Annotated in this window: 22 protein-coding genes; 9 read left to right on the top strand and 13 right to left on the bottom strand. The window is 65.4% G+C overall.

Annotated features, from left to right (window positions below; translation table 11 throughout):
* Positions 1-121: 121 nt before the first annotated feature.
* Entirely contained in the window at positions 122-1,429 is a 1,308-nt protein-coding gene (locus tag ACUN9Y_RS15750; protein ID WP_445461676.1) for a short-chain fatty acid transporter, read from the top strand.
* Between the two features lie 161 nt (positions 1,430-1,590).
* Positions 1,591-2,094 carry an acyl-CoA thioesterase gene (locus ACUN9Y_RS15755; RefSeq protein ID WP_445461677.1) on the top strand — a complete coding sequence of 168 codons (504 nt, stop codon included), beginning with the start codon at positions 1,591-1,593 and terminating at the stop codon, positions 2,092-2,094.
* A 160-nt stretch (positions 2,095-2,254) separates the two neighbouring features.
* Here ACUN9Y_RS15755 and ACUN9Y_RS15760 read toward each other — a convergent pair whose 3' ends face one another.
* The 3 genes from ACUN9Y_RS15760 to ACUN9Y_RS15770 all read right to left on the bottom strand — a co-directional run bounded on the left by ACUN9Y_RS15760 (position 2,255) and on the right by ACUN9Y_RS15770 (position 3,958).
* Positions 2,255-2,578 carry an I78 family peptidase inhibitor gene (locus tag ACUN9Y_RS15760; RefSeq protein WP_445461678.1) on the bottom strand — a complete coding sequence of 108 codons (324 nt, stop codon included), beginning with the start codon at positions 2,576-2,578 and terminating at the stop codon, positions 2,255-2,257.
* A gap of 381 nt (positions 2,579-2,959) precedes the next feature.
* Entirely contained in the window at positions 2,960-3,091 is a 132-nt protein-coding gene (locus ACUN9Y_RS15765) for an entericidin A/B family lipoprotein (protein WP_445461679.1), read from the bottom strand.
* A 120-nt stretch (positions 3,092-3,211) separates the two neighbouring features.
* Positions 3,212-3,958, bottom strand: a complete 747-nt coding sequence (locus ACUN9Y_RS15770) for a sulfite exporter TauE/SafE family protein (protein WP_445461680.1) — start codon at positions 3,956-3,958, stop codon at positions 3,212-3,214.
* Between the two features lie 148 nt (positions 3,959-4,106).
* Between ACUN9Y_RS15770 and ACUN9Y_RS15775 the strand changes: the two genes are divergently transcribed.
* Positions 4,107-4,532 carry an HIT domain-containing protein gene (locus ACUN9Y_RS15775; protein WP_445461681.1) on the top strand — a complete coding sequence of 142 codons (426 nt, stop codon included), beginning with the start codon at positions 4,107-4,109 and terminating at the stop codon, positions 4,530-4,532.
* Between the two features lie 36 nt (positions 4,533-4,568).
* On the opposite strand, the gene ACUN9Y_RS15780 is transcribed toward ACUN9Y_RS15775, so the two are convergent.
* From ACUN9Y_RS15780 to ACUN9Y_RS15795, 4 genes are read right to left on the bottom strand one after another with little or no spacing between them, the layout of a single operon-like run.
* Positions 4,569-5,711, bottom strand: a complete 1,143-nt coding sequence (locus tag ACUN9Y_RS15780) for a nickel/cobalt transporter (protein ID WP_445461682.1) — start codon at positions 5,709-5,711, stop codon at positions 4,569-4,571.
* Entirely contained in the window at positions 5,711-6,376 is a 666-nt protein-coding gene (locus ACUN9Y_RS15785; protein ID WP_445461683.1) for a DUF1007 family protein, read from the bottom strand. Before ACUN9Y_RS15785 ends, ACUN9Y_RS15780 begins: the two co-directional genes overlap by 1 nt.
* 31 nt (positions 6,377-6,407) lie before the next feature.
* On the bottom strand, positions 6,408-6,770 hold the full coding sequence (locus ACUN9Y_RS15790; RefSeq protein WP_445461684.1) for a hypothetical protein: 363 nt from the start codon (positions 6,768-6,770) through the stop codon (positions 6,408-6,410).
* On the bottom strand, positions 6,770-7,384 hold the full coding sequence (locus ACUN9Y_RS15795; protein ID WP_445461685.1) for a hypothetical protein: 615 nt from the start codon (positions 7,382-7,384) through the stop codon (positions 6,770-6,772). The genes ACUN9Y_RS15790 and ACUN9Y_RS15795 overlap by 1 nt, the downstream gene beginning before the upstream one ends.
* A 158-nt stretch (positions 7,385-7,542) precedes the next feature.
* On the opposite strand from ACUN9Y_RS15795, the gene ACUN9Y_RS15800 reads away from it, so the two are divergent.
* Positions 7,543-8,688, top strand: coding sequence for a glycerate kinase (locus ACUN9Y_RS15800; protein WP_445461686.1), 1,146 nt, complete (start codon positions 7,543-7,545; stop codon positions 8,686-8,688).
* A 344-nt stretch (positions 8,689-9,032) separates the two neighbouring features.
* Positions 9,033-9,506, top strand: coding sequence for a Dps family protein (locus ACUN9Y_RS15805; protein ID WP_445461687.1), 474 nt, complete (start codon positions 9,033-9,035; stop codon positions 9,504-9,506).
* Between the two features lie 106 nt (positions 9,507-9,612).
* Here ACUN9Y_RS15805 and rmuC read toward each other — a convergent pair whose 3' ends face one another.
* From rmuC to ACUN9Y_RS15820, 3 genes are all read right to left on the bottom strand, one after another.
* Entirely contained in the window at positions 9,613-11,055 is a 1,443-nt protein-coding gene (gene rmuC, locus ACUN9Y_RS15810; RefSeq protein ID WP_445461688.1) for a DNA recombination protein RmuC, read from the bottom strand.
* Between the two features lie 19 nt (positions 11,056-11,074).
* On the bottom strand, positions 11,075-12,565 hold the full coding sequence (locus ACUN9Y_RS15815) for an aminoacyl-histidine dipeptidase (RefSeq protein WP_445461689.1): 1,491 nt from the start codon (positions 12,563-12,565) through the stop codon (positions 11,075-11,077).
* A gap of 69 nt (positions 12,566-12,634) precedes the next feature.
* Complete coding sequence (locus tag ACUN9Y_RS15820; protein WP_445461690.1) at positions 12,635-14,899, bottom strand: GNAT family N-acetyltransferase; 2,265 nt, start codon at positions 14,897-14,899, stop codon at positions 12,635-12,637.
* A 473-nt stretch (positions 14,900-15,372) separates the two neighbouring features.
* Between ACUN9Y_RS15820 and dctP the strand changes: the two genes are divergently transcribed.
* The 4 genes from dctP (at position 15,373) to ACUN9Y_RS15840 (ending at position 20,097) form a co-directional block, all read left to right on the top strand.
* Positions 15,373-16,482 (top strand): TRAP transporter substrate-binding protein DctP, encoded by a 1,110-nt coding sequence (dctP, locus tag ACUN9Y_RS15825; RefSeq protein WP_445461691.1) that lies wholly within the window; start codon positions 15,373-15,375, stop codon positions 16,480-16,482.
* A gap of 86 nt (positions 16,483-16,568) precedes the next feature.
* Positions 16,569-17,087, top strand: coding sequence for a TRAP transporter small permease subunit (locus tag ACUN9Y_RS15830; protein WP_445461692.1), 519 nt, complete (start codon positions 16,569-16,571; stop codon positions 17,085-17,087).
* The gene (locus ACUN9Y_RS15835) at positions 17,084-18,415 is read left to right on the top strand and encodes a TRAP transporter large permease (RefSeq protein WP_445461693.1); all 1,332 of its coding nucleotides are present in this window, start codon (positions 17,084-17,086) and stop codon (positions 18,413-18,415) included. The genes ACUN9Y_RS15830 and ACUN9Y_RS15835 overlap by 4 nt, the downstream gene beginning before the upstream one ends.
* A gap of 995 nt (positions 18,416-19,410) precedes the next feature.
* On the top strand, positions 19,411-20,097 hold the full coding sequence (locus ACUN9Y_RS15840) for a M48 family metallopeptidase (protein ID WP_445461694.1): 687 nt from the start codon (positions 19,411-19,413) through the stop codon (positions 20,095-20,097).
* Between the two features lie 185 nt (positions 20,098-20,282).
* Here ACUN9Y_RS15840 and ACUN9Y_RS15845 read toward each other — a convergent pair whose 3' ends face one another.
* The 3 genes from ACUN9Y_RS15845 to ACUN9Y_RS15855 are packed head-to-tail and all read right to left on the bottom strand — an operon-like array spanning position 20,283 to position 25,128.
* The gene (locus ACUN9Y_RS15845; protein ID WP_445461695.1) at positions 20,283-23,345 is read right to left on the bottom strand and encodes an efflux RND transporter permease subunit; all 3,063 of its coding nucleotides are present in this window, start codon (positions 23,343-23,345) and stop codon (positions 20,283-20,285) included.
* 2 nt (positions 23,346-23,347) lie between these two features.
* Positions 23,348-24,526: an efflux RND transporter periplasmic adaptor subunit gene (locus ACUN9Y_RS15850; RefSeq protein ID WP_445461696.1), complete on the bottom strand. Its 1,179-nt coding sequence runs from the start codon at positions 24,524-24,526 to the stop codon at positions 23,348-23,350.
* On the bottom strand, positions 24,523-25,128 hold the full coding sequence (locus ACUN9Y_RS15855; protein ID WP_445461697.1) for a TetR/AcrR family transcriptional regulator: 606 nt from the start codon (positions 25,126-25,128) through the stop codon (positions 24,523-24,525). Before ACUN9Y_RS15855 ends, ACUN9Y_RS15850 begins: the two co-directional genes overlap by 4 nt.
* Positions 25,129-25,440: the final 312 nt, after the last annotated feature.

Genomic DNA, 25,440 nt, shown 5'->3' on the forward strand with positions numbered 1-25,440 from the left:
GTGCCCGGTTGTACATGCCTGACAGGAGCCTTTGACTCCCCACGAGCGCTGCGGCACGGTAACTTCGGCAAGGGCGACGCAACATGCCCCACTCCCACAATCAGAAGAAGCGATACACGCCATGCTCAGAGCGCTATCACGTCCCGCCGTGAAACTGGTCGAACGCTACCTGCCCGACCCCTATGTCTTCGTATTGATCCTGACCATCGTCGCGGCCTGTGCGGCCATCGCCATCGAGCGCCAGTCGCCGTTGGCGGTGCTGACGTACTGGGGCGACGGCTTCTGGAACCTGCTGACGTTCTCGATGCAGATGCTGCTGGTGCTGGTCACCGGCTTCATGCTGGCGAGTTCCCCCCCGGTGAAGCGCCTGCTGGCGTCGCTGGCAGGCCTGGCCAACAACGCCGGTGCGGCCATCCTGCTGGTGACGCTGGTGTCGCTGGCCGCCAGCTGGATCAACTGGGGCTTTGGCCTGGTGGTCGGCGCGCTGTTCGCCAAGGAGCTGGCACGCAAGGTCAGGGTCGACTATCGCCTGCTGGTGGCGAGCGCCTACTCCGGCTTCGTGGTGTGGCACGGCGGACTCGCAGGCTCGGTGCCGCTGACCATCGCCACCGACGGCCACTTCTCCATGGAGCAGATCGGCGTGATCGGTACCGGCGAGACGATCTTCTCGTGGTTCAACCTGGCCATCGTCGCCGCCCTGTTCATCGCCGTCCCGCTGGTCAATCGCATGATGCTGCCCGGTGAGAAGGAAAGCGTCTACATCGACCCGGCGCTGCTCGGCGATGACGACGACAATCGTCCGCGCATCACCCGCCCGGCCGAGCGCCTGGAGAACAGCGTCACCCTGGCGTTGCTGGTCGGCGTGCCGGGCCTGATCTACCTGATCAGCTACTTCGTCGGTGGCGGCGGCCTGAACCTGAACGTGGTCAACTTCATGTTCCTGTTCCTGGCCATCGTCCTGCACCGTCGCCCGCAGAGCCTGCTCAACAGCCTCAACGAGGGCATCAAGGGCGGCGCCGGTATCGTCATCCAGTTCCCGTTCTACGCCGGCATCATGGCGATCATGATCCAGTCGGGCCTGGCCGAGACCATGTCTCAGTGGATGATCTCATTCGCCACCGAAACCAGCCTGCCGTTCTGGACCTTTCTGAGCGCCGGTATCGTCAACATCTTCGTGCCCTCCGGTGGCGGCCAATGGGCCGTTCAGGCCCCGGTGGTGATCCCCGCCGCCCAGGCGCTAGGCGTCGAGATTCCCCGCGCCGCCATGGCCGTGGCCTGGGGCGACGCCTGGACCAACCTGCTGCAGCCGTTCTGGGCCCTGCCGGTGCTCGGCATCGCCGGCCTCAAGGCCAAGGACATCATGGGCTTCTGCCTGATTCAGCTGTTCGTCACGGGCATCCTGATTTCCATCGGCCTGACCTGGTTCTAAGCCTCACGGGCACACGCCGCTGGCCGACATCGGCCTAGCCTTCGCCGCGCACGACGACGCCTTGCCGTTCCCTGGGGACGGCAAGGCGTTATGCTGTGTAACATGACACCGGTCAAGAACGCTCTTGACCGCGTTCCCCTGCTCTCAAAGGACCCCCGACGATGGACGAACAGAGCCTGCCCGGCCAGCACGAGTTGATCATGACCGTGCTGATGACCCCCGACATGGCCAACTTCAGCGGCAAAGTGCACGGCGGCGCGATCCTGAAGAAGCTCGACGAAGTCGCCTACGCTTGCGCCAGTCGCTATTCCGGCAACTACGTGGTCACGCTGTCGGTGGACCAGGTGATGTTCAAGCAGCCGATTCACGTCGGCGAACTGGTGACCTTCCTGGCCAGCGTCAATCATGTGGGCCGCTCCTCCATGGAGATCGGCATCAAGGTGGTGGCCGAGGATATCCGCCAGAAGATCATTCGCCACACCAACAGCTGCTATCTAACCATGGTGGCCGTGGACGCCGAAGGTAACCCCGCGCCGGTGCCTCCGCTGACGCTGGACACGCCGGTTCGCAAGCTGCGCTTCGAGAAAGCCGCCCTACGCAAGAAACTGCGTAAGCAGGCCGACGAAGAGCAGCGCCGTACCAAGCTCTCCACCGATGCCGGATAGCCGCTGACAGCGTCTTGTGCGGCGAGACCGCCACGGCAGATCTTGCGCCGACGATGGAGAGCCGGCACATCGTGGTATCGCAAACCGCCCAAACGACGAGGCCGCCCCGGGGGGCGGCCTCGTCGTCATTCATGCTCGGCTCAAGACGCCGTGCGCATCCTCAACCACAGCTAAGGTCGGTAATGGTATCGGCAGCATCGAGTTTCACGTTCAGCCGATCGGCGCGGAAGTCCATGGTCGCCACGCCACCGGGGCGCAGCACACGCTGACTGGCGGCGCCGCTTTGCTGCTGAATGGACTGCCCCATGGCCTCGGTGTAGGTATGGCCGATGTGATCTTGCACCGCGCCGGCACCACAGGCGTCCTCCATGGACATCCTCGGCGGCACCGGGGCGGGCTCGCGCTCCACGGAGCTGGATGATGACGTGCAGCCGGCCAGCACCAGCGGGGTAACCAGTAGCGCAGCGAAAAGTGTTCGGGTCATGATGGCCTCCATTGCCTGACAACGCTGTCAGCAACAGGCTGACAGAAGAATTTGCAGAAAAACGTCACAAGGGTACCGCCAAGGGCGACGTCTCGATCTTCCTGGACAGTCTATCGTGCCGACCCAGCCGGGTCGCGTGCCAGCACTGTCCGCGTCGTATTACACGACATCATCGGGGGCATTCGGGAAGGCGATATGACAACAGAAACAGGACAGCGACCGACGCGGCGAGCGCAAGCCTAGCTATCACATCCCGCGATCAAGTCCAGTGATCAAGGCCAGCGATCAAGGCCAGCAATCAAGGCCAGCGATCATCGTGACCGTGGGGTGGGGAGATCGCCGTCGAGGCTACCGACAGCCTCGACGACGCATCCCTGCGTATCAGGTCGTGGTTTTCTGGATGGCTTCGCCACCCTTTTCGATGTCCTGACCGACGCCGCGTACTGTGTTGCAACCATTCAGCAAGGCAAGCGTAAACAGCGACACCAGTACAATCGCCAGCGTTCTCTTCATGAAGCCCTCTCCTTATGTATGCGACATACGTCATGCACTCACAATCTAGCACGAAGCGATCAACCGGCGAGGTGCTATCGCCGCCGACGATGCGTTAACGCACACCTTTGTGCCTGCCGTTCAAGATATCACCAGCTTGACGATAATAACCGCGATTATCGCGACGGTAAGCCACTTCACCACCAGCGCCCCCCGCGAGCTCATGTTGACCTTCACCGCCAACCAGGCGCCGGTCATCGCCCCCAGCGCCAGCACCAGGCCATAGTTCCAGCGCACCTGATCGTGCCACAGGAACATGCCAAGCGCCGGCAAGGTGTACACCAGAATGATCAGCACCTTGAAGGCATTCACTTGGGCAAGATCGATCTTGAGCATGCGGTAGAGCACGATGATAAACAGGATGCCGACGCCGACCTGGAGAAAGCCACCATAGACGCCGATGACGAACATCGCGGCGTACACGCTCGGTGTCAGGCGTTCGGCCGTCAGTGGCCGGGTATCGATCTTCGGCTGCGGCAGCAGCATGATCACTGCAGCAACGACCATGACCACCACCAGGATGGTCTCGAACAAGGCATCGCTGACCTTAAGCGCCAGCCACACACCGAGAACGGACCCCACCACCGCTGGCACCGACAAGCGCAGGCTCAAGCCAATATGCCGAGCGCCGGCACGAAAGAAGTTGGCCACCGCCGAGACACTCTGCAGGGTGATCGACACCCGATTGGTGCCGTTGGCCACCTGGGGCGGCAAGCCGAAGAACATCAACAGCGGCAGCGTCAGCATCGATCCCCCCGCCGCCAGCACGTTGATGAAGCCGGCGACAACGCCGATACCGAGCAGGGCCATGGCCTCGAAGAGTGTCATGCGCGTTCCTTGAGCGACAGACGGCGCCGAACACAGCACCGGAAAGACAGCGGCCATCAGAATACCCGCCACGTGCGCAGCGGGGAAATCCGCCGACCGGCGCACCGCTGGTGTACCCTGTGGGTAACGCCGCCCATCGGAGCCCGACATGACCGACTTCGCCCTCGACCCACGTCTGGTCGACGATAGCTATCCGATCACCGAATTGCCGCTGTGCCAGCTGCGCCTGATGGACGATGCCCGCTACGCCTGGCTGGTGCTGATTCCGCGCTGTGAAGGCGCCGTCGAGGTGTTCGACATGAGCGAAGACGATCAGCAACAGATGTGGCGCGAAGCCTCTCGGGTCGGGCAGGCCCTGAAGGCCCATCAAGGCGGCGACAAGCTCAACGTTGCCACCCTTGGCAACATGGTGGCGCAGCTGCACTTGCACGTGATCGTGCGCAAGAAAGACGACGCCGCCTGGCCCGGCCCGGTATGGGGGCAGGGCCAGGCCGCCCCCTACGACAAGTCATCGCTGGCGACGATGCGTGACACCGTGCTGGCGCTGGTCAGCGGCCTGAAGCTCGACAAGTAGCATCCGCCATTGCGCGCTGAAGACAGGCGCTTCGACTCAAGGCCCCGTCAATCCTGTCCCCGCCGGCCTCATCAACAGCGGCAGGCTGCCTGCGCCCTCGTCCACCTGCAGGCTCAGCATCACCCCGAGCGCTGCGATCACCACACCGCCGGCGAGGGCGACTAGTGGCGCTACCCAGGCCAGACGGCTCGGCGAAGGCGCTGCGGCGAGGCGCCGCTCGGCCCATCCCCTGGCCAGTACGCTTGCCAGCCCCAACAGGGAGACCGTCAGCGCCGTTCCCAGCGACATGCACAACACCGCCACCACGCCCATCCATGGACGCCCGAGCAAGGCCGTGACCCCCATCAGCAACACCGCACCGCTGCACGGACGCGCGCCGATGGCCAGCACCGCCAACAGCGCACTACGTCGACCCTCGATGGCGTGTGGCGTGAGGTGATGGTGGCCGGAGCAACAGGCAGCACCGGGGGCATGCCCCACCGCCGGGAAAGGCGTCGTTGTTGCCGCCGTGACCGCGGCGAAAGAGGTGAACACCGGTTCGGGCTGGCGGGCGTCGAACGCGTCCTCGACGCGGCCATGGCCGGTGGCGCCGGGCTGCCCGAGTGGTGGCGCTGAGGCCAACACCGACGCCCCGGCCGGTGCCGTTGATCGCCTCAGGCGCAGGAGATCGCGGCATGCCCTCAGGCACAACCCGAGACCCAGCACGGTCACCAGGGCGAAGCTCAAGCGCTCGACCCAGACCACGCTGCCGAGCGCCTCCCGCGTCATCCAGCCGAGCCCCTCCACTAGCGCCAGCACCAGCAGGACGGCCACCAACCCCTGTAGCAGGGCCGCCGCACAGGACAAGGCCAAGGCCTGGCGCCACGCCCCGCCCTGGGACACGAGATAGGTCGAGAGAACCGCCTTGCCGTGGCCGGGGCCCGCCGCATGGAAGACCCCATAGCCGAAGCTCAAGGCCAGCAGCGTCCACCAGGCTGGCAGCGATGGCGCACGGTCCAGCGAGGTCACCGCATCGGTCAACGCATGGTGGAGGTCACGCTGGGTGGTGAAGATCCAGCGCCCGACGGCGCCCAGCCCACCGTCTCCGGCCCCCACCAGCCACGCGATGGCAGCAACACCGAGCGCCAACAGGGATAGCCACCACAGCGCCGCGTTCGAGCTCTTGTGTGCGCCTCCCATTAACACTCCACCACGCCAGTTTCGGCGAAGAAGCGCCCGAGTCCGGGCGCCGCGCGGTCGTCTCTGTCGAGCTCGGCCGCGGCCTGAATCTGTGCCGGATCCGGGTCCGGGGCGAGAATTCGATGCACGCAGTCGAGGCCATCGGGCACCACCAGGGCATTCGCCAGGGGCACCCCGTCGTCGTCGGCTTCGTGCACGACTTCGATGTAGTAGGACGGATCGAAGACCCGATAGGTCAGGCGAGCGTTGTCCAGGGGCACCGGCTCGGCCAGCGGCAGGCGAAGGTGCAGCACGATACGGCCATCGCGATTGAGCACCGAGGTATCGGTCACATGAGCGAAACTCAGTGGTTCTTCATCGCGGCTGGCCTCGGTGAAGAACCCTTGGGGCGCAAGGGTCTCGGCGATCTCGCTGCCCAACCGATCCAGCGCCGCCTCCATGCCTTGGTCGCTGGCGGCAATCTCCTCGAGCAGCACCAGGCTGTAGAAAGGATCCATGCGCCAGGCTTGGCGCAGCGCCGTCAGCCGCTGCCGATCATCGACCTCCAGGCGCACCGACAGATCGACCCAGCCGTGGGGGTGGGCCTGAAGTGGCGAAGCGATGAGCGCGGCGCCGAGAGCGACCAGCAGCGACCAGCAGCCCCGGCCCGTGTTTCCCTTATTCACGATGGATCCTCATGCTCGTCCTGTGCATACCCTATGGCGCCTCGGCGAGTCGCCGCTGAAGCTCGACAAATAGCGGCTCGACCGTCGTCGCCGGCAGCAGGCGACCGCCGCGAAAGGCCTGCAGCGCGATGCTCGCGCCGGATGGCATGTTCTCGGTCACCCTCACCTCGACCCGGTAGCCTGGCGAGCGCGCCAGAGAGGCGTCGATGCGGCCCAGCCCTCCATCGGCCATGGTAATGACGTACCCACGCTGCATCAGCAGCGCCAGGCTCTCATCGAGGGCTCGCTCGGCATCGGCCATCACCGCCATCTGCCGGGCAGGCTCGGAGGATGGCGCCGAGGTGACGCAGCCGCTCACCCCCAGTACCACCATCAACAGCAACGCAAGGCGCATCAGCGTGTCTCCTCGGTGGATTCGGGGCCGGCTGCCAGCAGGTCGTTGCGCAGCGCCACACAGAACTCACTATCACTGGCGGTGCGTGACTCGCGCAAATCGCCGCGCCAGTCGAACAGGCGAATATCCCGCGTCACTCGGATCCGCTCGGCATCGAGAGCAACCGAGACCCGCTCGACGCGGGTGGCATCGTCGATGGTGCCCCAGCCGCCCCACCCGCCGCCGCCGAATCCGACGCCGACACCGACGCCCCCGCCGACTCGCCCACCGCTGCCGCCCAGCACGAAGCCACCGAGTTGGGGGCGCACCGCATCGGCATTGTGATAGGTCGCTCGCTCGACCCGTTCGGCGCTGACCACACCGAGCGCGGCATCGGTATCGCGCACCAGAAAGTCGCGGCGCTCGAGCGCCGCCACCACATCGGTCATGGCGACGCTACCGGGCGCCGGCGACCACTCGCAGCTGGTCGATACCGCCGGCTGTGCCTGGGGCAGGTCGGTCGGCGTGGCCTGGCAGCCAGCCATGGCCAACGTCACCCCGATCACGCTCAGCGAGACGAGAGCGCTCGACGCTCTCGACCGGCGGATCGGGGGCATGGATTTGGGCATGCGCATCACGACCTCCTCAAGACCCCTGTGGAATACTTCATGGAGTCTACGCTGTCCTGTGCCGCCAGAAAACGCATCCTCGGGGGTGCTGTTCGTCGCAGGATCGGCTAGTGTATCTATGTGGAAATTGTTTCCACAAAATTTCTGCGTGAGATGAGCCCATCATGAACCTGCTAATTTGCCCCGACAGCTACAAGGATGCCCTCCCCGCCCGCGACGCCGCCCGCGCCATCGCCGAGGGCGCCCTGCGTGCCGATCCCTCACTTGCCATCGACCAATGCCCGCTGGCCGACGGTGGCGAAGGCAGTCTCGATGCTCTGCTCGCCGCCACCGGCGCCGAGCGACGCAGCGCCCGGGTCCAGGACGCACTGGGTCGCCCCTGCGACGCCGCCTGGGGGTGGCACAGCGCCAGCCACACCGCCTACATCGAACTGGCCGAGGCCAGCGGTCTGCAGGCCTTGACCCGGGACGAGCGCACCGCGCTTAACAGCACCACCCACGGCGTCGGCGAACTCATTCTCGAGGCGCTGGACGCCGGCGCCGAGCGCCTGCTGGTGACCCTGGGCGGCAGTGCGACCAACGATGGGGGTGCCGGCATGCTGGTGGCTCTCGGCGCCCGCCTGCTGGACGCCGATAACCAGCCACTCGCCCCGGGCGGTGCGGCGCTCGAGCGACTGGCGACCCTCGATCTCTCGGGCCTCGACACGCGACTCGGCGAGATCGACGTCGAAGCCGCCGTCGATGTGGACAACCCGCTGCTCGGCGACCACGGCGCCAGCGCCATCTTCGGCCCTCAGAAAGGCGCCACCGAAGACGACGTGGCCCGCCTCGACCGAGCGCTGGCCCATCTAGCCGACCACACCGCCAAGGCGCTGGGTGATGACCATCGCGACCTGCCCGGTGCCGGCGCCGCCGGCGGCATGGGCTTCGCCGTGGCGGCATTTCTCAAGGGCCGACTGCGTCCGGGGATCGAGATGATCATGGAGCAGGCCGGGATGGAGGCACGCTTGAAGGCCGCCGACCTGGTGATCACCGGCGAAGGTCAGCTCGATGGCCAGAGCCTGTCGGGCAAGACCCCCATCGGCGTCTCCCGGGCCGCCCGCCAGCACGGCGTTCCCGTGATTCTGCTGGCCGGTCGCATGGCACCGGGCTGGCAGGCCGCGCTGGAGGAAGGCGTCAGCGCCGCCTTCGCCCTGGCCGACGGGCCGATGGAACTTGATGAGGCGCTGTCACGCTGTGCCGAGCTATTGGCCGATCGCAGCGAAAACCTGATCCGGGTCATCAAGGCAACGGCGGCGGCGACCCCATAGCCCAACGCCGCAGGCCGGCCGACACGCCTCGCCGATGGCGCCACGCCTCGCGCTTCGTGCCTCCCCCGGTCCGGCCTCGGGACCTCGGCACGAGGCGTTGAGGCGTTAAAGCGAATGAACGCTGGCGACGTTGCGCCGGGCGCGGCGAATGTTTTGGTCACCTGCACAAGATGCCGGGCAGCGATCCTCGGCGGCGGCCATCGCGTGCGACGCGACGCTTGAAAACGTCATCTGTCGTCCTTATGTCATGGAGTAAGGCTATGGTGGCGATGGACACGATTCGCTTACCCCACGCCACCGCCAGCGCTAGACTGGGCGTCAAAACGCGATCAAGGAGGCATTGCATGAGCGATACCAACGCTATTGGCCTGCACGAAGGCAGCGCCAGCGATCTTGCCGGCAAGCTCAACGAGTTACTGGCCAACTACCAGATCTTTTACATGAACGTGCGCGGCTATCACTGGAACGTGAAGGGCGCCAATTTCTTCGAACTGCACGAAAAATTCGAGGAGTTCTACACCGACCTGCTGGTCAAGGTCGATGAAGTCGCCGAGCGCATCCTGACCCTGGGCCACAAGCCGGTCCACGCCTACAGCGACTACGCCAAGCTGTCGCAGATTGAAGAAGACAAGGACGTGCACGACGGTGAAGCCTGTGTTCGCGGCGTGCTGACGGGGTTCCAGACCCTGATCGAGCAGCAGCGGGAGCTGCTGTCCTTGGCATCGGATGCCGATGACGAAGGCACCGCCTCTCAGGTTGGTGACTACATCCGCGAGCAGGAAAAGACCATCTGGATGCTCAACGCCTACCTGGGCTGACATCGCCGAGGTAGCCGATGTAAACCGCCCTATTGGCCACAGGCTAATAGGGCGGTTTTTTATTGATCGCGGCGCACCAGCGTCAGCCCAGGCGGAACCGTCTTGCTCAGTCTTCAAGGCCCTGGCGTGATGGCTGCTGAGCAGGCGAGTCCTGCTCGGCGGCATGGCGCAGCTCGTCGGGCAGCGGTTTCTTCATGCGAGCGCCAAGCCGCTCGAGTTCGACAGCCTGGGCCACCAGGCTGCCTTGGCCCTGTGACAGTCGGTTCATTGCCCGGTGGTGACTCTCTCGGGCGCGATCGAGATGCTTGCCGACGTCATCGAGACTTTCGACAAACCCCGAGAACTTGGCCAACAGACGCTCGGCACGGGCGGTGATCAGGCGCGCATTCTCGTTCTGACGCTCCATGCTCCACAGCCCCGCCACGGTGCGCAGGCTCGCCAGCAGGGTCGTCGGCGTGACCACCACCACCTGACGGTCGAAGGCCTCCTGGAACAGCGTAGGATCACGCTCGAAGGCCGCGGCGAAGGCCGGCTCCACCGGCACGAACAGGAACACGAAGTCCGGCGAATGCAGGCCCGGCAGGCTCGGGTAGTCCTTGGCCGACAAGCCCCGCACGTGGTTTCTGAGCGACTGCAAATGGGCCCCCATGGCGGCCTCGCGCTCGTCATCGTCGGCGGCATTGACCACCCGGGTCCAGGCGCTCAGCGACACCTTGGCATCGACGATCAGATGGCGCGATTCGGGCAGGTAGATGATCGCATCGGGCCGCTGGCGGCCATGCTCGCCGTTCATCGACACTTCACGACGATACTCGACATCGCGTCTCAGACCGCTGCGCTCCAGCACGGTTTCCAGCATCAGCTCACCCCAGTTGCCCTGGGTCTTCTGATCGCCCTTGAGCGCCCGAGCCAGCCCCGCGGCTTCTTCCCCGAGCCGCGCATTGAGGCCGGCCAACTGGTCGATCTGCGCCTTCAGGGTGACCGCGTCGCGGCTGTGCTGGCCGGTCAGATCTTCCACCCGACGGCGGAACTGGTCGACCTGTTCGCGGAACGGCTTGAGCAACGTCTCGAGCCCCTCGCGACTCTGCACCTGGTAGGCCTGCTGGCGCTCATCGAAGACCTGGCCGGCAAGCTGGTGAAACTCGCTCTTGAGCCGCTCCCGGGCCTCTTCGAGCAAGGCCAGCTGCTCGCGGTGGCGCACCGCCATCTGGTCGCGCTCGGTCTCCAGGCGAGCGCTACGCTCACGCAGTCCGCTAAGCCCTTCCCGCGCCTGGTCGAGCGCCGCATCGAGAGCGCCAATCTGCTCGCGACTGGCATCCAGCTGAGCATCGCTGGCGGCGAGCTCCTGTTCCAGCCGATGCGCCGCCTCATCGCGCCGGCGAAAGCGCTCTTCACCTGCGTCCAGAGCCTGGCGCGCGGCATCGAGTCGCCCTGCCAGGCGTCGAGCGCGAGCTCCGAGGGCAAACGCAGCGCCGAATCCCAGTATCACAGCGAACGCCATACCCAACACCAGCGCGGTGAGCACGGGATCGCCCATCAGCCGTTGCATCCACTCGATATCCGGCATATCAGCTGGCGACACCGTCGGGCCGTTCGGCCAGGTCGGCGATCAAGGTGCGCAGCAGCGCATAGAACTCCTCGACCGACGCGATCTCGACCCGCTCGTTGGGTGAGTGGGCGCCGCGGATCAGCGGACCGAAGGAGATCATCTCGAGGTGCGGGTACTTGCCGCCGAGAATGCCGCATTCGAGCCCGGCGTGGATCACCTTGATCTCAGGCTCGACGCCCAGACGCGCGCGATGCAATTCGCAGAAGCGCTCGAGCAGGGGACTGGTCGGCTGAGGCGTCCACCCGGGGTAGCCGTGTTCGACCCGAGTGCGGGCGCCGATCAGCTCGAACAACGCGCGAAAGCGCTCGGCCATGTCGGTGGTGGCGCTGTCGCGCAGCGAGCGCACCAGGGCACAAAGATGGAAGCGGCCCCCCTCGAGGCTGACCACCCCCAGGTTATTGGAGGTTTCCACGACCCCGGGCACCTCGACGCTCATGCGCTCGACACCGCAGGGCGCGGCGTGCAATGCGGCCACCAGCAGGCGTGTGGCGTGGCGCGACAGTGCCTCCTTCGCGGGTACATCGGCGGCGGACTCGAGCGGAGTCAGGGCCAGTGCCAGCCCCTCGTCGATCCCCGCAAGTTCAGCGCGGATAGCGGCCTCGAGGGCCAGCACTCGAGATTGGGCAGCGGCCACTTCGCCGGCCGGCATGGCGAGGCTCGCGAAGGCCTCACGGGGGATGGCGTTGCGCAGGGTGCCGCCGCGATACTCGACCAGGCGCGTCTCGCAGCCGTCCAGCGCCCGCAACACCCGCACCAGCAAGCGATTGGCATTGCCCAGGCCCTTGTCGATATCGATGCCGGAGTGCCCACCCCGCAACCCGGACAGTGACAGGGTCAGGACGACCTCGTCGTCGCCCAGGGCCTCGAGCGGCAGCTGGGCGTCGACGACCACATCGGCTCCCCCGGCACAGCCGATATACACCTGTCCACGGTCCTCAGAATCGAGGTTCAACAACAGCCGGCCCTCGAGCCAGCCTTCGGCCAGGTGCAAGGCTCCCCCCATGGAGGACTCTTCTTCCAGGGTGAACAACGCCTCGAGGGGGCCGTGGGGCAGGGTCTCATCTTCGAGCACCGCCAGCGCGGCGGCGACACCAAGGCCATTATCGGCGCCTAGCGTGGTCTCGTGCGCCGTCAGCCAGCCATCCACGACCCGGGTCTCGATGGGGTCTCGAGTAAAGTCATGGGGGTGGTCGCTGTTGGCCTGGGCCACCATGTCCAGATGGCCCTGGAGAATGATACCCGGCGCCGACTCGTGGCCCGGGCTCGCCCCACGTCGAATGCGCAGGTTGCCGTAGTCATCGCGGTCGTGGGCGAGCCCTCGGGCGTCGGCCCAGGCCTCGAGCTTGGTAACCAGCGCCGCCTCGTGACCGGAAGGCCGCGGCGTATTGCACAGGGTGCGGAAGTGGCGCCACACGGCGGTCGGAGACAGCTGTTCGAGATGTGCGTTCATGCGCTTCACGTCTTGATGATGGACCCGGGGCACTCTACCGCCGCCCCTCGCCGAGGGGAAGCACCCACGTCACGCCAGCAGTTGTGCCACGGCGCTACGCAGCGCCTCAAGCACCTGGCGACGACCGCTCAACCCAAGCGACCGGGCCAGGTGTTCCATGTCGCGACCCTGCCAGGCCCAGGCGGCCAGTCCTAGAGCGGCATCGGCAGCGCCGGTGGTCTGTGTCAGGCGCCCGGAGACTGCGCCGCTCGGTCCAAGGCGCCCGGAGACTGCGCCGTTCGGTCCAAGGCGCCCGGAGACTGCGCCCCATTGCACCAGCGCCTGGATGGCCGGACGCACCAGCGCCGGGTCTCGGGCGCCGTGGGCCATGGCGTGAAGGTCGCGCAGGTCCGACGACGAAAGCGCCGTCTCGAGGGGGATGTCGCCTGGCGCAGGCTCTGTGCCTGCGGGATGGGTGGCGGTCTCGGCCAGTAACATCACCAGCACGTCCGGCGCCAGGTCGTTCAGCTCGAAGGCCAACAGCGCCGGCAGTTGTCTGGCGAAGCGCTGGCGCAATCGCCAAAGCAACGCCACGCCGCGCTCGCTGGTGGCGCGGGCGACCATCACCGCGTGCTCGCCGGTCGCGGCTTCCCGGGTCAACCCCAGGCGCACCACGGCGAAGCCCTGGGCACGCCAGAACGCCAGCAACCCGCCATCGGCGCCGAAGCTGGCCCCGAAAAGGTCCCGACCATCGGCGCTGGCAGCGGCGATGCCCTCGTTCAGCAACCGTGCGCCGAGGCCGCGGCGGCGAAGGTCCGGATGGACGGCTAGCCGCGTGACCCGACGTAGCTGCGCCGTGAGCGCCTCGGGCTCGCCGGCGTGAGCCGCCAACGACTGGGCCAGCAAGTGCCCCCGGGGCCGCCGCTCGCCACGGGCCACTCGCTCGGCGAGCTCCACATCGAAGCCACCCTCATCGGTGCTGACCAGCACGCCGGTCATGGCGCGGGGGGCTGCCGCATCGGCAAGTTCGAGAATGCGCGTTGCCGGGGCATCGAGCAGCGCCCGCAGGTCCGCCGGCGTGGTGCGATAATGCGCCTGAACCAGTAGGCCGAACACACCGCGAAGTCGCGTCTCGTCGCGGCTGAGCGCGTCGCGATCGAGCGTTCGAATCAGGCCGTCGCCAACATCGGCATCGGTTTGCTCGTGGCTCGGCGCGCCGACCTGGGCATCGAGCAGCAGCAGGTCGGCGGTCGCCGCCTCCAGCGGGTCGCCGCTGGCCCAGCGGATCGGTGTTGTCAGGTGCAAGGCCTTCCAGTCTGGCGTCAGCCGGTCGAGCACGGCTCGAAAGCGCAGGGCGAACCCTCGCCCCGAGCCCTCGTAGCCATGCACGGTCGTGGCGAAGGCGATACGCGGAAAGGCACCAAGCCACGTCGCCAGCAAGGCGGCCGGAATGGCCGCGGCCTCATCCACCAACAGCAGGCTGCCGGCCCCCCCTTCTTCGTGCTCCGCCACGCCCTGGCTCAAGACGTCCGGGGCGACGAAGCGCACCCGTCCGCCGGGATCGGTCAGCGTGAGGCCATCGCGACGGGCCGCTGGACGCAGGGCCACCAGGCGCTCGAAGACCGCATCCACCGACGACGCTCGAGGCGCCGTCAGCACGATATCGACGGCGTCGCCGTCGGCCTCCCCGCGCGCCAGCCAGCGCACGCAGGCGATGCCCAGTGCCGCCGACTTGCCGCGCCCGCGATCGGCGGTGATCACCAGCGGACGGCGCCGCCGCAACCGCACCAGGCGCGCCACGGCCTCCGCCTGATCCGCGCTCAGGCAGTCAGCATCCAAGCCCGGTTGACGCTGCCGGGACGGCGTGGCCACCGCGCTCGCCCCCGCCACACCGGCTGGCTTCCCAGGCACGTCGACCGTCCCCTCGCCCGGGTGCCAGGTCAACACGGCGTCAAGCGTCCCCAAGCGGCGGTGCAGGCGCTCGAGAAAACGGCTCGAGAGCGATTCCCAGGGCCGAGGATGGTCGGCGAGACGACGGTAGTCGGCGTCCGGGGCACGGCCGCCATTGTCCGGCAGCAGCAGCACCAACAGGCCCCCCGCCACCAGCGTTCCCGAGAGTGCCCCGAGGGCATCCGGGTCGAGGCCTTCGCCCGGTGACACCGCATCGATCACCACCAGATCATGCTCGGCGCCCAGGCGAGTCCTGGCCTTGCCCGGCGGCAGTACGGCGACCTCGGCCGCCAGGCCGGCCACCGGTTGGCTGGCGACCCAAAGCGAACGCGACGCCGACGGTTGCCTGGCGTGGTCGTCGACGACCCGACGCGCGGCGGCAACGGCGCACTCGTATGACGCCACTATCGCCACCAGCCCGCGCCAGCGCCCCCTTCTCATTGTGCTCTGATAGGCATTTAGCGCCGGAGGCACGACAAAGGTCATAGAAGGCGGCATGACGAGGCTCCCGGGGAAATCAACTTTGGTCTAATAAAAGAGGCGATTAAACGCTTGGCTGAACTATCGCAACGCAGCATAAATCACGCGATAAACCTTTCATTTTACTGATAACGCTATAGTTTTTGTCGCCAAAAAGACTGAGCGACTGCCAAAAAATGGGCTCATTCCGGTGCATCAACCGGCATCGAACAAGTCTGGCGCCGCGTGCTAGCTTGATGGGGCCATGGCGCCGCACGGTGACGATCCGCCCACCGGCGCAGCACTACCCCCAGGTGCCGGATACCAAGGCACCGCCTGCTATCGCCAGTTATCGATCGATAGGGAGGCCCCGATCGCCTTCCGAGCAACAATCAGAACAACCCACGGGGAGCACCTGCATGAAGCACACCACCAAGTTTACCCTGACGGGCCTGGCCGCGGGCATCGCCCTGGCCGCCATGTCCGGCAGCGTCGTCGCTCAGGAAAAGTGGACCATGACCACTACCTGGCCGGATAACCTCGACCTGATCGAGATCGACCGCCACTGGGCGGAGCTGGTCAATCAGCTCGCCGGCGACGAGGTCGAGATCGAATTCTACGCCGGCGGCACCCTGATGCCCGGCACCGAAGTCTTCGACGCCACCGAGACCGGCAGCATCCAGGCCGCCGGCGACTGGCCCGGCTACTGGGCGGGTCGCAGCCCGGCGTTCTCGCCGCTCGCCACCACCACGAGCCTGTTCAATGGCGTCGACTACCTGAACTGGATCAACCAGTGGGGCGGCTTCGAGCTCTACCAGGAAGTCTACGGCCAGTACAACATGGTCTACCTGCCCTACGGCATCACCAACAACGAGTCCGGCTTTCGTGGCGGCACCCCGATCGAGAGCCTGGCCGATCTCGAAGGCAAGCGCCTGCGCCTGTCCGGCCGCGACCAGGGCCGCGTACTCGAGCAGCTCGGCGGCTCCCAGGTCACCCTGGCCGGCGGCGAGATCTACCAGGCCATCGAACGCGGTGTGGTCGACGGCGCCGAATTCTCGACCCCGGGCGTGGACTACAAGGCGGGCTTCGGTGAGGTCGCCGACTACTGGATGACCCCAGGCTGGCACCAGTCCGCCAGCGTCTTCGGCGTGATGATCAACCAGGAGTCGTGGGATGCGCTGTCCGAGGAGACCCAGGAGAAGCTGAAGATCGCCGCTCAGGCCACCATGGCCTGGTCGCTGGCCTGGTCCGAGAAGCAGTCCACCGAGGGCACCGTGAAGTTCCTCGACGACGGCACCACGATCAACCAGCTGTCCGAGGAAGACCTCAAGAAGATCCAGGACATCACCAATGACGTGATCGTGCAGGGCGCCTGCGAGGACCCGATGCACGCCAAGATCTACCACTCGATGATCAGCTACCTCGAGAACTACGCCAACTGGCGCGACGTCTCGGTGCCGTTCAACATGAGCCGAGTGACCGACAACCTGCCGTCACTCGAGGAGATCGAGGCCTGCATGGGCGAGTAAGCCCGCCCGTCAGGTCACCTCACCGCCGGCGGCCTCTCCCCGGAGAGGCCGCCGGCCTTCGTTGGTCCCTCACGAGACTTCCCACCATGAATGCCATTGCCAAGGCCATCGACTGCTTGAACGAGTGGTTCGGCCGTTTGATCGCCCCGCTGATCGCGATCATCACCCTCGTGGTGGTCTACGACATCGCGATGCGGTTCTTCGTCGGCCGCCCCAGCGACTGGGCCTTTGATGTCACCACCATGCTGTTCGGTACGCACTTCATGCTGATGGCCGCCTATGGCTTGCGCCATCACGCCCACGTCGAGGTCGACGTGTTGAAGCGGCTGCTGTCACGGCGCGGCCAGGCGCTGATCGAACTGCTCGGCTACCTGCTGTTCTTTACCCCCTTCATCATCATGCTGCTGATCTACAGCTGGACCTTCTTCGAGCGCTCCTGGAGCCGTTCGGAGTCCACCTACGGCATCGTTTCGATCCCGGTGTACCCGGTCAAGGCGGTCCTCGTCATCTCGGCCGTGCTGATCCTGTTGCAAGCCATCGCCATCGTCATCCGCACCGTGGGGCAACTGCGCGGTGACGAGCCGTCATCGGAGGACGCGTCATGAGCCCGGAACTGCTCACCATCTTCATGTTCGGCGGCCTGATGGTCGGCCTGTTCATGGGCCACCCGCTGGCCTTCGTGCTGGGCGGCACCGCAGTGCTCGGCGCCTACTTCGGCCCCGGCCCCCAGGTGCTCGGCATCATCATCAACAACATCTACGGCCGCGCCATGGACAACTACGTCCTGGTGGCGATTCCGCTGTTCATCCTGATGGCGCGTTTTCTCAACGACTCAGGCGTCACCGAGAAGATGTTCGAGAGCATGCGTCTGCTGCTCGGACGGGTGCGCGGTGGCCTGGCGCTGACCGTGGTCATCGTCTCGGTACTGCTGGCCGCCACCACCGGTATCGTCGGCGCCTCCATCGCGGTGATGGGCCTGATCGCCCTGGCCCCGATGCTCAAGTACGGCTACAACAAAGGGCTTTCCGCCGGCGTCATCATGGCCAGCGGCTGCCTCGGCATCCTGATCCCGCCGAGCATCATGCTGATCCTGATGGCGAGCTACTCGCCGGTGTCGGTAGGCGCGCTGTTCGCCGGTGCCCTGGTGCCTGGCCTGATGCTCGGCACCATGTACGCCCTGTACGTGTTGATCGTGTGTCTGATCAAGCCGAGTTATGGCCCGCCGGTGGACGCCGCCGAGCGCGCCGACACCAGCACCGGGGAGCTGCTGATCATGCTCGGCAAGTACGTGCTGCCGCCGATGAGCCTGATTCTTGGCGTGCTGGGTGCCCTGTTCACCGGTATCGCCACCGCGACCGAGGCATCGGCCATCGGTGTGACCATGGCCTTCGTGCTGTTTCTGATCTTCGGCGACCGCAAGCTGTCGACCTGCTACAACACCTTCATCGAGGCGAGCAAGACCACCACCATGGTGATGTTCGTGCTGGTCGGGGCCACGGCCTTCACCGGGGTGTTCTCCATCGGCGGCGGCATGGACGTGATCAGCGATCTGGTCCTGGCGATGCCCGGTGGCACCACCGGCGCCCTGATCCTGATGTTCCTGCTGGTGTTCGTGCTCGGCATGTTCCTCGACTGGACCGGCATCGTGCTGCTGAGCTTCCCGATCATGCTGCCGATCATCGAGACCATGGGCGTCGACATGCTGTGGTTCGTGGTCATGGTCGCGGTGGTCTTGCAGACCTCCTTCTTGACCCCGCCTTTCGGCTACGCACTGTTCTACCTGAAGGGTGTGGCGCCACCGGAGGTCGAGACCCTGGACCTGTACAAGGCGGTGATCCCGTTCTGCGGGTTGATCTTGCTGGCCTGCCTGCTGATGTCCTACTTCCCGTGGCTGGTCACCGGGCTGCCCTCGAAACTGCTCGGCTACGGCTAGGCGTTAAAACTAGGCGTCAGAGCTAGGCGTCAGAGCTAGGCGTCGGAGCTCGCCGCCAGGTCTCGCCGCGACAACTGCGGTTGCGTCGAGACCTGGCCCCCAAGCGTTGGACGCTTGGTTCGCTTAACCGGTAGCCATGGCCTGAGCCCTGTCTTGCACGGGGCTCAGGCCTTTTTGTGTGTGCTTGATCCACTGCTGGCCACTGCGGGCCACGGATGGTCTTCGGGCGAGCCTCAGAGCCACCGTCGTCCTGGCCTTGACGATGGCCATGACCACGCCGGCCTGGCGCTTGGCGGTCCATCACGCGATGGGCTTGTCGTCGCTCATCCCATCCTCCCGATGGCAACGGCCCCGACCACCGACACTCTTGCTGGCGCCTCGAAAGGGCGCGCAATCGCCAGGGAAAGCGGCTCTCGCACACCGGCTCCCCGGCATCAAGAAGCGCATAAAACACCGCGCCTGATTCAAATCAACAACCGCCTGATAACTCGACAGACGACCCCGAACCGGCACACTCAATATTTGCTTCGCTACCGGACTGACAAGCATTCTTCCATAGCCACATATAATAAATAATCGAGCTTTCAGTTGCGCCGAACAACATCAAACGGAAAACCAACTCGCTATGCTCTTAGCGCTACCCGCAGGAGCTCTGCCAGCAGGAGCTCTGCCAGCCGGATGGCCGCGCTCGACGACGATAGGTTCGACTCACGATGTCGTATTCGCGCTGCCCCTCGCTTTTCTGGCACAGCACTCAGAACAAACCTTGCCATTCCGACGAGCCTTGCCATTCCGACGAGTCTTGCCATTTTTCTATCACCCCATCACACAGCAGGGATAACACTCAGATGACATGTGACATCAATTCACTACGCCACCCGAAAGAAAAACTCTACTCAAGTATCTGCCTTGTCGTCGGCGCTCTACTATGGTGCCTGTTCGCGTTATATGGATTATTTTCTATCGTTCTGGCGGGCACCGCAGGGTTCATTATCATGGCCGTGTACATTGGCGGCATATGGCTAATGTCCTACTTCGCCAAGTCCCTTATCACGGCACATATGCTCGGGCACTACGTCAAGGTCGGCCCCCAGCAGTTTCCGCATCTTCAGCAAATGGTCGAGGAAAGCGCAGCCGCCATCGGCCTTAACGAAGCGCCCCAGGCTTTTATCTACAACTCCGGCGGCATGATGAATGCCTTTGCCCTAAAACTCGTCGGGCGCCGCCGCTACATCTGGTTGACCTCGGCGCTGATCGACGCCGACTCCGACGAGCAGGTACGTTTCGTCATCGGCCATGAGATGGCCCATCATGCCGCGGGACACCTGGACGGGGGGAAACACTTCCTGCGACTGCCGGCTCGCATGGTGCCATTCTTGGGCTCGGCCTATTCGCGTGCCTGCGAATTGACCTGTGACCGAGCCGGCAGCCAACTGGCACGCGACCTTTCTGCATCACGCTCTGCCCTGCAGATGCTGGCCTGCGGTAGCGCCAAGCTCAACGCGAGCATGAATCCCGACGCCTTTCAGGCCCAGGAACAGCTCGTCCCCCCCGTCGCCGGCTTCTTCATCAAGATCTTCGCGACCCATCCACGAACCACTCGCCGCGTCCAGGCCTTGACCGAGTGGTATCGCGGCGAGACAACCGGCGTAGCGGTGCCGCTATCTGCCTCCCGCGCCTGATCGGGTCTGTCTGGTTCGGCGCCAGCGTCTGCCGGCTCGGCGGTCGGCGCTCTGGTTATCCCTTCGGCCAATGCCCCTGCCGGATGACAGACAGGCCCCTGCCGGATAACAGGGCCCTTAGCCGGATAGCGTGCCATTTTTGGTCGCACGTTCCTCGAACGGCGCCCACCGCGGCCCCGCGGCATTCAACGTGGCGTCTGCCCCGGCTCATAGCGAATCCGCATCAGGGCGCAGTAGACCACCGGCATCACCACCAGGGTCAGCAGCGTGGCCACCCCCAGGCCGAAGACGATGACCACTGCCATGCTGGCGAAGAAGGCGTCGCCCAGCAGCGGCAGCATGCCGAGCATGGTGGTGACCGCGGCCATGGCCACCGGCCGCACCCGGCTTACCGCGGCCTGAACCACGGCCTCGAAGCGACTATCCTGGGCGAGCTGCTGAACGTTGATCTCCTCCATCAGCACGATGGCGTTCTTCAGTACCATGCCGATCAGGCTCAGGGTGCCGAGCAGGGCCATGAAGGTGAAGGGCGCGCCGAGCAACACCAGCCCCGAGATGATGCCGATCAGCATCAGCGGCACGATCGACCAGATCGCCAGCGACTGGCGCAAGTGACCAAACAGCAGCACGGTGATGATGAACATGCCAAGCAGGCCCATGGGCAGCGATGACAGCAGCGCGCTCTGGGCATCGCTGGCCGTCTCGTACTCACCGCCCCAGGCGATGTGGTAGCCCTCGGGTAGCTCGATGGCCTCGACCTTGGGCCGCAGCCGCGCCAGCACGCTGGCGGCGGTCTCACCCGACAGCGGCATCGGTTCGGCGTAGACGGCCAGCATGCGCTGCCGATCGCGGCGCTTGATCAGCGGGTCACGCTGTTCGGTGCGGAGCTCGCCCAGCACGCTCGCCGCCGGCACATAGCGGCCCTGCTCCTCGCTCCAGACGTTGACGGCACCGATGTTATCGATGTCGTGGCGCTGGTTGGCCTGGGAGCGCATCACGATCGGAATCAGGTCACTGCCCTCGCGATAGACCCCGACCTGCTCGCCGTCATTGTTCAGGCGCAAGGCCTGATGCAGAGCGTCACGGGTGACACCGACACGACGCGCCTGCTCGTCGAGAAACTCCGGCACGATGACGCTTTCACGGTTGCTCCAGGACAGCCGCACGCTGTCGGCCATGGGCTCGTCGTGGAAGACATCGCGTACCTTAGCGCCCAGCCGCCGCAGGAGCTCGGGATCCTCCCCGAAGATGCGGGCCTCGATGCTGGCCTTGGCCGAGGGCCCCACCTGCAGCGCCTGGACCTTGTACTGGACCCGAGGAAAGTCCTGACGCAACACCCGAATCACCTCGGCCATGCGTGCCGAACGGCTGTCCTGATCAGCAGTTTCGACGATCAACTGGCCGAAGCTCGCGTAGCGGTCCTCCGGGGCATAGGTCAGGGTGAAGCGCTGGGCGCCGCCGCCGACCACGCTGGTCACCCGGTGGACCTGATCCATCGCCAGCGCCGCCTGTTCCAGCCGGCCAACGGTGCGCTCGGTCTCGAGGATATCGGTGCCCTCCGGCAGCCACACGTCGACGAAGAACATGGGCGTGGTGGCATCGGGGAAGAAGGCATTCTTGACCTGGCCGGCGATGGACAAGGTGCCCGCCAGCAAGGCCAGCGCCAGCACAATGGTCACGACGCGAAAGCGAATTGCCAGGCGCAGCAGCGCACCGAAGGCGCGATAGACGATGCCGCGGTAGGGATCCACCGTTGCCCCTTCCTCGCTCGACGGGGCCTCGCGATAGAACAGGTCGAAGAAGAACGGAGTCAGCGTCAGAGCGGTGATCCAGCTCAGAAAGAGCGAATAGCACAGCACCCAGAACAGCGAACCGATGAACTCCCCGGTGGAGTCCGGCGACAGGCCGATGGGGGCAAAGGCGGTGATGGCGATGGCCGTGGCGCCGAGCAGCGGCAGGCGATTCTGCCTCACCACATCGAGGGCCGCCTCGCGCTTGGTGCGACCACGCTGTAGCCCGATCATCATGCCTTCGGTGACCACGATGGCGTTGTCGACCAGCATGCCCAGGGCGATGATCAGCGCGCCGAGGGAGATCTTCTGCAACTGGATGCCGTGGATCGACATCATGATGAAGGTGCCGAGAATCGTCAGTACCAGGACCAGCCCCATCAACAGGCCGCTGCGTACGCCCATGAACAGCAGCAGCACCACGATGACAATCCCGACCGCCTCGGCGAGGTTGACCAGAAAGCCGTTGACCGCACTTTCGACCACCTCGGGCTGGTGATAGACGCTCGCAAGCGCCATCCCGAGCGGCATCCGCGATGACAGCGCCTCCAGGCGCTGCTCGACCCGCTCGCCGACCTCTACCACGTTGACTCCGGAGCCGAACGAGATGCCGAGCGAGAGTGCCGGCCTGCCCCCCGCGTGATAGACCAGCTGCGGCGAGTCGGTCAGCTCACGATGTACCTCGGCAATATCGCCCAGGCGCACCAGGCCGGCGTCGGGGCGTCCGATCACCAGCTGTTCCAGCGCCGCGACACTGTCGAACTCCCCGGTCGGCTGCAGCGACAGTGACAAGCCATCGAGTTCGACGTGGCCGGCGTCACCGATCACGTTCTGGGCGTTGAGCAGGTTGGCGAGTTGACCCGGCGAGACGTTCAGTGCGCGCATGCGATCCCGGTCGAGGGCCACGATCACCTGCTCCTGACGAGTGCCGGCGATCGCCACCTTCTTGACCCCTTCGACCAGGCGTAGCTCGCGCTGCAGCAGCTCGGCGTGATCCTCCAGGTCGCGCTGAGAATAGCCCTCACCGCTCAGGGTGAAGAGCAGGCCGAAGACGTCGCCGAAGTCGTCGTTGACGATCGACGAGCCGGCCCCCGGCGGCAGGCTCGACTGAGCGTCATTGATCTTGCGGCGCAAGCGGTCCCAGTACTGGTCGAGCTCGAACTCGCGCACGGTGTTCTCGAGCTCGATGGTGATCTGCGACAGGCCATCGGCATTGACCGAGCTCACCCGCTTGAGATCCGGCACTTCCTGAATCGCCTTCTCCAGCGTCAGGGTCACCTCTTCTTCCACCTGCTTCGGCGTGGCTCCGGGATAAGGCGTCGAGATGATCGCGTTGCGGATGGTGAATTCGGGAAACTCGAGCTGGCCGAGGCCGAAGAAGGACACTACCCCACCGATGGCCAGCAGCAGCGTCACCATCCAGCTGATGACTCGCTGGCGCAGGAAGAAATCGACCATGGTTAGAGACCTTCTTCCTTGACCCAGGGGCGCACCCGGCGCTGCGCATTCATCAAATGAGCGCCGGCGGCGACCAGTCGATCGCCGGCCGTGAGATCGCCGCTGACCAGCATGCCCTGGGCCGTCACGCGTCCTGGCGTGACAGGCACGGCCTCGAGCCGGCCGGTCGGCTCACCGCCCAGGATCCCATCGCTGGACGCCTGCTCAGACTCTGCCTCGGAGTTTTCCAAGGCGTCAGATTCGGGCACAAACCGCCATACCAGCGCCTGCTCGGGCGCGTCATCCTGGGTCACCACCGCCTCGACCGGCACCCGCCAGGGATGGCGCTCCTCACCGGTCAGGGCGCTCATGTCCAGCAGCACCGTGGCACTCATGCCGGACAGCACCGTGACGTCTTCCGGCTCCGCCAGCGTCACGGTGACTTCGTAACTCAGCGAGCCTTCGGAAGCGCTGCTGTCATGTTCCTTGTAGCTGGCGGGGTAACGGCGTTCATCGCCGGCGAAGGTGATCCATACCACCGTGGTCTCACCGGAACGCACCGCGTCGGCTCGCTCCTCGCTGATGCGGCGCATCTGCTGCTCGGGCAGCTGAAAGGTGACATCGATACTGCCCGGTTGCTGCAGGGCGGCGATGGTCTGCTGGGCGCCGACCACCTGGTAGTTGTCCACCGGAACGCTGGCAATGAGTCCCGCGAACGGCGCCTTGAGTTCGGTGTAGCTGAGCTGGTCGCTGGCCTGGGCCAGACGCGACTCGGCGGACAGGTATTCGGCGCGGGCCTCATCGAAGCGTGAGCGACTGATGGCGCCGCGCTCCAGCGAGATGCGCATGCGCTCGTAGGTGGCCTCGGCCAGGTTGTAGCTCGAGCGGGCGTTGGCCAGCTGGCTGCGGGCATCGCGGTCATCGATGCGAGCGATCAAGTCCCCTGCCATGACGTCGTCCCCTGGCTGCACCGCCAGTTCCTGCAGTTCACCACCGACCCGGAACGACAGATCGGAGCGCTCGGAGGCCTGCACCCGCCCAGGATAGTAGGCGAGCCCGCCTTCCCGACCGCCGTCGAGGGTGACGAGCTTCACCGGAAAGACCTGCTGCTGGGTCAGCGGGGGCTGCTTGGCCTCACAGCCGGTCAGCACCCAGACAGCCAGCAGCGCCAACATGCCCGTGGCGAGTAGAGGGCGATTCATGATGACGACTCCGCAGAAGAAGGTTCGACGCGCACGGCCACCGCATCCCAGGCCATGGAAAAGGCGGTGTCGATGTTATCGGCGGTGGGCTCGAAGGGAAGGCAGCTCTGACACTGGACCAGATGGTAAATCGGCAGAAACAGGAAACTCTCGAGCAGGGCCAGGCCCACCGGCTTTATCACCCCGTTGCGCTGGCCCTCGACGAGGGCGTCGAGCAACGGCGCCAGGCGCTCATCATTGCGCTGGCGAAGCGAATCGTTCATCCATGCCGAATAGCTGAACATGTCGTGATAACGAAACAACCGTGGCGACTCCATCGCGAGCTGAAACAAGGCCCGCCAGATACGCAGCAGGCGTTGGCGCAGGTCCAGCGACGGATCCATGTGTGCAAGGGCGGTATCGATCAGCTGGTCACAGGCGTACAGGAAAGCCGCCTCGAGCAGGCCATCCTTGTCCTTGTGATAGATATACAGCGTACCGGGGGAGACGCCGGCACCATGGGCGATCTTGGCCACCGAGCTGGCGGAAAATCCGTGCTCGGTCACATGCTCCAGGGTCGACTCGAGCAGGGCGAGGCGTTTGGTGTCGTCGCGATAGCGCATGGAGAGGCTCTCAGGGTCAGTCTCCGAAAGATAAATGAATGAATATTCATTTTCAATGTATCAAATCGTCGTGCTCCGCCGAGGCCCTGGCCTGACGCCCCTCTCCATGCGCGTCATGCGGGCCATTCGAGCCATGCGGGCCGGGCCGTCGCCTGCAGCAGCAGACCCGAACTGTTATCATTCTGCCCTCCCCGGCCTCGGGCTCTGTGCGTGAGTCCCGCGTTCCTCTCCATCCTCAGGAGTGCCTCCGTGACCAGCAGCTCCCCTCGCTCACTGACGGGCTCGCGCCCGCGCCGTCGCCTGCTCACCGGC

Source organism: Halomonas sp. V046 (assembly GCF_052645355.1).